Raw genomic sequence first — 7,351 nt, 5'->3', positions numbered from 1 at the left:
CAACGCGCCTGGACTACGTTGAGTGAGCACTGGTCTATTATCGAGGTGATAATGGCGAAGAGGTTGTCATGATCGATATCGACGATGAGAATCTCGCTCGCACCCGGTTTCATTTCGCACTGGATGCGAACCTGCGGGTAGTCCTGTTCAGGGGTTGAGAGAATGACATCAGCATGCCACGCCATCTCATGCACACTATGGTGCTGGAAGTAGTCAGTACTAAACTGCATCCATAGCTGCGTCACCGCTTCCTGGTCCTGGCTTTCAAGCTGCTCGCGTGCCTGTGTCTGCTTCTTCTGCAGTTCCGAGTAATCATCCGCTTCCGACTGCGGATTGTTCAGCTCTCTGAGAGTGTGCCGGTAGAGCTGCTTGAGCAGGGTATCTTTCCAGCCATTCCAGCGTTTCGGATTGGTTGCGCGCATGTCGCACAATGTCAACAGGTAGAGGTGCTTGAGGTGCTCCGGCGTCATCACCAGCTTTGCGAAATTGCGGATGACGTCCGGATCCTCTATGTCCTTGCGCTGCGCAGTCATCGACATCACCAGGTGGTTTTTTACCAGCCAGGAGATCAGGTGCGCCTGCTGCTCGGGTAATGCGTGCGCGCGGCAGAAGTGAAGTGCATCAACTGCGCCGAGTTCCGAATGATCACCGCCACGGCCCTTCGCGATGTCGTGAAACAGTGCGGCAAGAATCAGGCTCTCCTGCTGTTCGATTGAAGCCATTATTTCACTCGCCAGCGGGAATTCACTGTTCAGTTCAGGAACTGTCAGGCGTCGCATATTTCGAATCAGGAAAAGGGTATGCGTATCGACTGTATAGACGTGAAACAGGTCGTATTGCATGCGCCCGACGATATTGGTGAAGGCAGGAATATAGGCAGGCAGCAGGCCGTAACGGTTCATGCTGCGCAGTACACGGTAGACGCCATGAGACTGGCTGACAATCTGCAGGAAGAGCTTGATTGCCTTTGGGTCGTTACGAAAACGACGATCGATGAGGTGCAGATGCTCGTGTATCAGGCGAATCGTGGAGGCGCGTATGCCACGGATAGTCGAATGCTGGGTGATGAGCAGAAAGATCTCCAGCAGTGCCAGGGGCCTGTGGCTGAAAATCTGGCTGTCGACAGCCCCGATGTAGCCATTGACGATATGAAAACGGCGGTTCAGCACGGTGATCTCACGCTTCTCATCCGCGTTGAGGATCGATTCCTCAAAGTATTGCAGGAGAATCTCGTTGAGACGCTGCAGTCGGGCAATGGTCCGGTAGTACTTCTGCATGAATTGCTCGACTGCGAGGTTGGCCTCATTGTCCCGGTGTTCAAATGCTGCTGCCAGTTTCTGCTGCAGGTCAAACAGCAGGCGATCCTCCTCGCGCCCGGTAATTGTGTGCAACATGAAACGAATGCGCCACAGGTGTTTTTTACCCAGTTCAAGCGATCTGAACTCGGCCTCGGTGAGAATGCCGCGTTCGACCAGCTCGTCGAGTGATGTCACACCGAATTTGCGCCTCGCGACCCACTGGATCATCTGGATATCGCGCAGGCCGCCAGGGCCGCCCTTGATATTGGGTTCCAGATTGTGCGCGGTATCATCGTATTTTTTGTGACGCCTCTGTTGTTCTTCAAGCTTGGCCTGGAAGAAGGCATCGGGCGGCCACACCTTGTCTGGTCCTGTAGCAGCCTGCATTTCAGTGTAGAGGCTTTCGCTGCCAGCCAGCAGGCGGGATTCCATCAGGGCAGTGGTCACCGTGATGTCATTCGCTGCCTCGGTGGCACACATTTCCGGCGTGCGAACGCTATGGCCTATATTCAGCCCAATGTCCCACAACAGGGTGATAAAGGCAGAAATCTGTTGTTCGCTCTCCTGTTGAAGAGACTCTTCTACCAGGAACAGCAGATCGATGTCCGAGGAGGGGTGCAGTTCACCACGGCCGTATCCTCCGACAGCAATCAGGGCTGCTCCGCAATCTGGGCTGCATTTCTGCTCCCAGATCGACTGCAGTAGCTTGTCGACCAGGTGTGCACGCCCAGTAATGCTGGTATCGATGGGGGTGCCCTTGTTGAATGCCGTCAGCAGGGCCTGGTTGATCGCATCGATGCAACTTTTAAGCTCGCCGATATCTTCTCCTGCAGAAGTGAGTCTCTTCAGGAGTGGGAGCTCTATTTCAGCAGGAAGCATTGTTTAATTACGTTCCCAGGCGCCCAGGGTAAAGACTTCGAATCCATCTTCAGTGACAGCCAGCGTGTGTTCCCACTGGGCGGAGGGTTTGCGATCCTTGGTCACGACTGTCCATTTGTCGGGAAGCAGTTTAATTTGACGTTTGCCGGCGTTGACCATGGGCTCAATGGTAAAACACATGCCCGCCTGGAGGGCGAGGCCGTTACCCGGTGTGCCATAGTGGAGAATCTGCGGGTCTTCGTGAAACTCTCGCCCGATGCCATGGCCGCAATACTCGCGTACGACCGAGTAACCGCTGGACTCGACAAGAGCCTGGATCGCATGGCCAATATCGCCAATGTGAATACCCGGTTTTACCATCTCGATGCCTTTCCACATCGCCTGGCGGGTGACGTCGATCAGGCGCCTGGCGAGAATTGAACCCTCGCCGACAATGAACATGCGGCTGGTATCGCCGTGGAAACCATCCTTGATGACTGTGATGTCGATATTGATGATATCGCCATTCTTGAGTTTTTTGCCGCCCGGAATGCCGTGGCAAACCTGGTGGTTGACAGATGTGCAGATCGATTTCGGGAAGCCGTGATAGTTCAGCGGGGCAGGAATCGCCTGTTGCGTATTGACTATGTAGTCATGACAAATAGTGTCGAGTTCCTCGGTGCTCACGCCGACTTTGACGTGTTCGCCTATCATGTCCAGAACATCAGCTGCGAGTCGCCCAGCGATACGCATCTTGTTGATTTCTTCTGCCGTTTTTATTGTGACTGCCATAATTTTGTTTGTGTGCCCTGTTGCGAGTTGCTGCCGATTATACAGACTCTTATTCGGTAAAGATTGAGATTGGGCGCGCATTATGCTATAAATCGCGCCCTTCATGGAGCAAAGTCGCTTCAGTGAAGTTAATCCGCACATGTGTCGACACGATTTTCTGGGTGCCTCTCGCAGGTTGAAAGTCGGGATACATGGAGGCCCAACCCGATATTGGAGTTATTTAAAATGGCAAATATCAGCATGCGCCAGATGCTTGAAGCAGGCGTACATTTTGGTCACCAGACCCGCTACTGGAACCCGAAGATGGCTAACTACATCTTTGGCGAGCGTAACAAGATCCACATCATTAATCTTGAGAAGACCCTGCCACTGCACAATGATGCGATGAATTTCATCGGATCCCTTGCAGCCAATGGCGGCAAAGTTCTCTTTGTCGGCACCAAGCGTGCGGCACGCGATGTAATTCGCGAAGAGGCCGAGCGTTGCAACATGCCCTATGTCAACCATCGTTGGCTCGGCGGCATGCTGACAAACTTCAAAACCATCAAGCAGTCTATCAAGCGCCTCAAGGATCTTGAGAGCATGAGCGAGGATGGCAGCCTTTCAACCCGTTTCAACAAGAAAGAGCAACTGACTCTTACTCGTGAAATGGAAAAGCTGAACCGCAGTCTCGGTGGCATCAAGCACATGAACGGCATTCCCGATGCGCTCTTTATTGTAGACAGCGGTTACGAGAAGAATGCTGTTGCAGAAGCCAGCAAGCTGGGAATTCCTGTTATTGCTGTCGTTGATACCAACAATGACCCGGATGCAATCGATTACGTCATTCCTGGTAATGATGACGCTATCCGCGCAGTACAGCTGTATGTACAGGGCGCATCTGCAGCGGTTCTTGAGGGTCGTGCCAGTGCAGCAACAGTTGCAGCCGGTGGTGACAGTGCTCCTGCACCTGCAGCACCAGCACCTGAAGCGGCTGCAGAGCCTGCTCCAGAAGCAGCAGCTGAACCTGCTCCGGAAGCACCTGCAGAAGGTTAATACCTCCGCAAAGCTTACTGGAACCCAAACCTAATTCAATTTCTACGAGGTCGATGTAATGGCGATTACCGCGTCTTTGGTTAAAGAACTGCGTGAAAGAACTGGCGCAGGCATGATGGAGTGCAAGAAAGCACTGGTCGAAACAGATGGCAATATCGAAACTGCTATCGAAAACATGCGTAAATCCGGTCAGGCAAAGGCCGCTAAGAAGGCTGGACGTATTGCTGCGGAAGGTCTGATTGTTTTTGCAGCCAGCGATGACAACAAGTCAGCAGCAATGGTTGAAGTCAACTGTGAAACTGATTTTGTTGCAAAGGACGAGAATTTCTCATCTTTTGCCAATGCAGTTGCCGAGCGAACCCTGAACTCAGATGTTGCAGATGTCGAGACACTGGTCGAGATGCCCCTGCATGATGGTGAAGAGGCGACAATTGCCGGGACACGTGATGCACTGATTTCAAAAATCGGTGAAAACATGTCTGTGCGTCGTTTCGTTCGTATCAACTCCAGCGGTGGTGTTTACTCCTACCGTCACGGTGTACGCATTGGCGTACTTGTTGATATGGAAGGTGGTGACGCTGAACTGGGTCGTGATATTGCGATGCATATTGCAGCAAGCACCCCTGTGTGCGTTTCTGCAGATGATGTTCCTGCCGAGAAGCTCGCCAGCGAACGTGAAATATTCCGTGCCCAGGCTCTTGAGAGCGGCAAGCCGGAAGCGATCGTCGACAAAATCATCGAAGGACGTGTACGCAAGTACCTCGAGGAGATCACTCTCAACGGTCAGGCCTTCGTCAAGGATCCTGATGTTACCGTTGGCAAACTGCTTGAAAAGGCAGGCGCCAAAGTGATTGGCTTCACGCGCTACGAAGTGGGTGAGGGGATTGAGAAGAAACAGGAGGATTTTGCGGCCGAGGTTATGGCGCAAGTCCAGGGTTCCTGATCCGAACAGGCGTCCCGAACGGGGCGCCTTTTTTCTGGATATGACTCAACAGGATATGACTCAATGAGCTACCAGCGTATTTTACTGAAACTGTCCGGTGAGGCCCTCATGGGCAATGGCGATTCTGCCATCGATCCGGAGATCATGCAGCGCGTTGCCGCTGATCTTCAACAACTCGTCGCCAGGGGTGTCCAGGTTGGCCTGGTCATTGGCGGTGGCAATATCTTCCGTGGCGCCGGGCTGGTGCAAAGCGGCATCGACCGTGTCACCGGCGATCACATGGGGATGCTGGCAACCGTCATGAATGCGCTTGCGATGCATGATTTTTTGCGTCGTTTGCAGGTGCCGAGTCGTGTCTATTCATCGTTTGACATGCAACAGGTGTGCGAACCCTATCAGCGTGACGCAGCTGTCCGTTTCCTGGAAACCGGCGGCGTTGCTCTCTTTTCAGCAGGAACCGGCAGCCCCTTTTTCACCACAGATACCGCGGCGGCGCTGCGGGCAGTAGAGATTGGTGCCGATTTCCTTATCAAGGCAACCAGGGTCGACGGTGTCTATGATGATGATCCGCTGAAAAATCCCCAGGCAAAACGTTACGAAAGACTGGATTATGATCGGGTAGTGCGCGAGAATCTCGGTGTAATGGATCTCACAGCGATTCTGTTGTGCCGTGATCACGGTATGCCGCTGCGGGTCATGGATATCAATGAGGCCGGTGCGCTGCTGCGTCTCGTAGAGGGTGAAGATGTTGGTACGCTTGTGCACGCAGGAGAGAAACACTGATGATTGATGACATCAAAAAAGATGCAGCTGACAGAATGGGCAAGAGTGTCGAGGCACTGGCACGCGAGCTGTCAAAGATAAGGACTGGCCGGGCGCACCCGAGCCTGCTCGATCACCTGAGCGTCTCCTACTATGGCAACCCGACTCCACTCAACCAGGTTGCGAATATCTCTGTAGAGGACAGTCGCACACTGTCGATACAGCCATGGGAACAGAATATGGTGGGTGCGGTTGAAAAAGCGATCCTCGAGTCCGATCTCGGTCTTAATCCCAATACTGCAGGTGCCGTTATTCGCGTACCCATGCCACCACTGACAGAAGAGCGTCGCAAGGATTTGATCCGTGTCGTTCGCAGCGAAGGCGAGAATGCCAAGGTTGCGGTACGTAATATTCGCCGCGATGCCAACAGCGATCTGAAGAATCTGGTCAAGGAGAAGCTGATTTCCGAGGATGATGAGCGTCGTGGTCAGGAGATTATCCAGAAGCTGACAGATCAGCATGTCAAGGAAATCGACCAGGCGCTGGAAGTCAAAGAAAAAGATCTGATGTCAATCTGATGCTTCTGCATCAATCTCCCCCGAGAGCAGAATAATGGATCAGAGCGGTGGGCGGGGACTGCCACGCCATGTCGCCATTATTATGGATGGCAACGGGCGCTGGGCCAAGCTGCAGGGTAAACCACGCCAGGCGGGCCACAAGGCAGGTGCTGATAGTGTGCGTGCAGTCATTGAAGAGAGTGCTACTAGTGGTATCGAGGTTCTGACGCTGTTTGCCTTTTCCAGTGAGAACTGGAAAAGGCCGGAGAAAGAAGTCAGCTTCCTGATGGACCTTTTTCTGCGAGCACTGAATCGCGAGGTAAACCTGCTCGATGAACAGGGCATCCGCTTTCGCGTCATTGGTGATCGTTCCAATCTCTCGACAAAGCTTGTTGAAACCATTACTGATGCCGAAGAGCGTACCGCGGGTAACAGTGGCATGGTACTGCAGCTCGCTTTTTCCTATGGCGGTCGTTGGGATATCGTACAGGCGGCTCAAAAGGCAGCACAGATGGTTGCCGATGGTCAGCTCAGTGCTGAGGATATTGATGAAAACATTTTCTCTCAGCAGCTCTCCTTTTCAGATTTGCCGGAAGTTGATCTCTTCATCCGTACCGGCGGTGAGTTGAGAATCAGTAATTTTATTCTGTGGCAGGCGGCGTATGCCGAGTTTTATTTTACCGACACCCTGTGGCCAGATTTTTCGGTGGACTCTTTACGCTCAGCCCTGGAAGATTATGCAAACAGGGAGCGCCGTTTCGGGCGTACCAGTGACCAGCTTGAGGTGAAGGATGCTAAAGCTTAGAGTTATTACGGCGCTCTTACTTGCGCCTTTTGTCGTGCTGGGTGTTCTGGAGCTCACTAACCCGGTCTTTTCCGGCCTGCTTCTGATTGTTATTCTGCTATGCGGCAATGAGTGGGGAAGGCTTGCAGGTCTGCGTGGTTTTGCCGAAAGAGTCTTTTATCTGTTGAGCATGGCCGGCCTGATGGCTGGTCTGTGGTTGAATTCCCCTGATCCCGTGCTCAATCTCGCCGTGTTGGCAATTGCAGGCGTCTGGATGGGAATGACGGCTGCGCTCTTTGCATGGGGGCACAAGCCGCTTCAG

Annotated in this window: 7 protein-coding genes and 1 pseudogene; 6 read left to right on the top strand and 2 right to left on the bottom strand. The window is 53.1% G+C overall.

Features of this window, described 5'->3' with window-relative positions; genetic code table 11:
* Positions 1 to 2,177: [protein-PII] uridylyltransferase (glnD, locus tag BOW51_RS05410; protein WP_078476806.1), on the bottom strand; the 2,177-nt coding region annotated here is incomplete at its 3' end.
* Between the two features lie 3 nt (positions 2,178 to 2,180).
* Positions 2,181 to 2,948 carry a type I methionyl aminopeptidase gene (gene map, locus BOW51_RS05405; protein ID WP_078476805.1) on the bottom strand — a complete coding sequence of 256 codons (768 nt, stop codon included), beginning with the start codon at positions 2,946 to 2,948 and terminating at the stop codon, positions 2,181 to 2,183.
* Positions 2,949 to 3,173: 225 nt separating this feature from the next.
* On the opposite strand from map, the gene rpsB reads away from it, so the two are divergent.
* From rpsB to BOW51_RS05375, 6 genes and pseudogenes are all read left to right on the top strand, one after another.
* On the top strand, positions 3,174 to 3,983 hold the full coding sequence (gene rpsB, locus BOW51_RS05400; RefSeq protein ID WP_078476804.1) for a 30S ribosomal protein S2: 810 nt from the start codon (positions 3,174 to 3,176) through the stop codon (positions 3,981 to 3,983).
* A gap of 58 nt (positions 3,984 to 4,041) precedes the next feature.
* On the top strand, positions 4,042 to 4,926 hold the full coding sequence (tsf, locus tag BOW51_RS05395) for a translation elongation factor Ts (RefSeq protein ID WP_078476803.1): 885 nt from the start codon (positions 4,042 to 4,044) through the stop codon (positions 4,924 to 4,926).
* 63 nt (positions 4,927 to 4,989) lie between these two features.
* Entirely contained in the window at positions 4,990 to 5,709 is a 720-nt protein-coding gene (pyrH, locus tag BOW51_RS05390; RefSeq protein ID WP_078476802.1) for a UMP kinase, read from the top strand.
* Entirely contained in the window at positions 5,709 to 6,266 is a 558-nt protein-coding gene (gene frr / locus BOW51_RS05385) for a ribosome recycling factor (protein WP_078476801.1), read from the top strand. The genes pyrH and frr overlap by 1 nt, the downstream gene beginning before the upstream one ends.
* A 34-nt stretch (positions 6,267 to 6,300) precedes the next feature.
* Complete coding sequence (gene uppS / locus BOW51_RS05380) at positions 6,301 to 7,050, top strand: undecaprenyl pyrophosphate synthase (protein ID WP_078476800.1); 750 nt, start codon at positions 6,301 to 6,303, stop codon at positions 7,048 to 7,050.
* Positions 7,037 to 7,351: pseudogene (locus tag BOW51_RS05375) on the top strand (hypothetical protein); the annotation flags it as partial. The gene uppS and the pseudogene BOW51_RS05375, both read left to right, overlap by 14 nt.

The organism is Solemya elarraichensis gill symbiont (assembly GCF_002021095.1).
Classification (GTDB): domain Bacteria; phylum Pseudomonadota; class Gammaproteobacteria; order Chromatiales; family Chromatiaceae.
This window is presented reverse-complemented; position numbering and strand designations above follow the sequence as displayed.

Coding starts and splice junctions, on each gene's coding strand:
- map (WP_078476805.1), bottom strand. CDS start 2,948: ATGGCAGTCACAATAAAAACGGCAGAAGAAATCAACAAGATGCGTATC.
- rpsB (WP_078476804.1), top strand. CDS start 3,174: ATGGCAAATATCAGCATGCGCCAGATGCTTGAAGCAGGCGTACATTTT.
- tsf (WP_078476803.1), top strand. CDS start 4,042: ATGGCGATTACCGCGTCTTTGGTTAAAGAACTGCGTGAAAGAACTGGC.
- pyrH (WP_078476802.1), top strand. CDS start 4,990: ATGAGCTACCAGCGTATTTTACTGAAACTGTCCGGTGAGGCCCTCATG.
- frr (WP_078476801.1), top strand. CDS start 5,709: ATGATTGATGACATCAAAAAAGATGCAGCTGACAGAATGGGCAAGAGT.
- uppS (WP_078476800.1), top strand. CDS start 6,301: ATGGATCAGAGCGGTGGGCGGGGACTGCCACGCCATGTCGCCATTATT.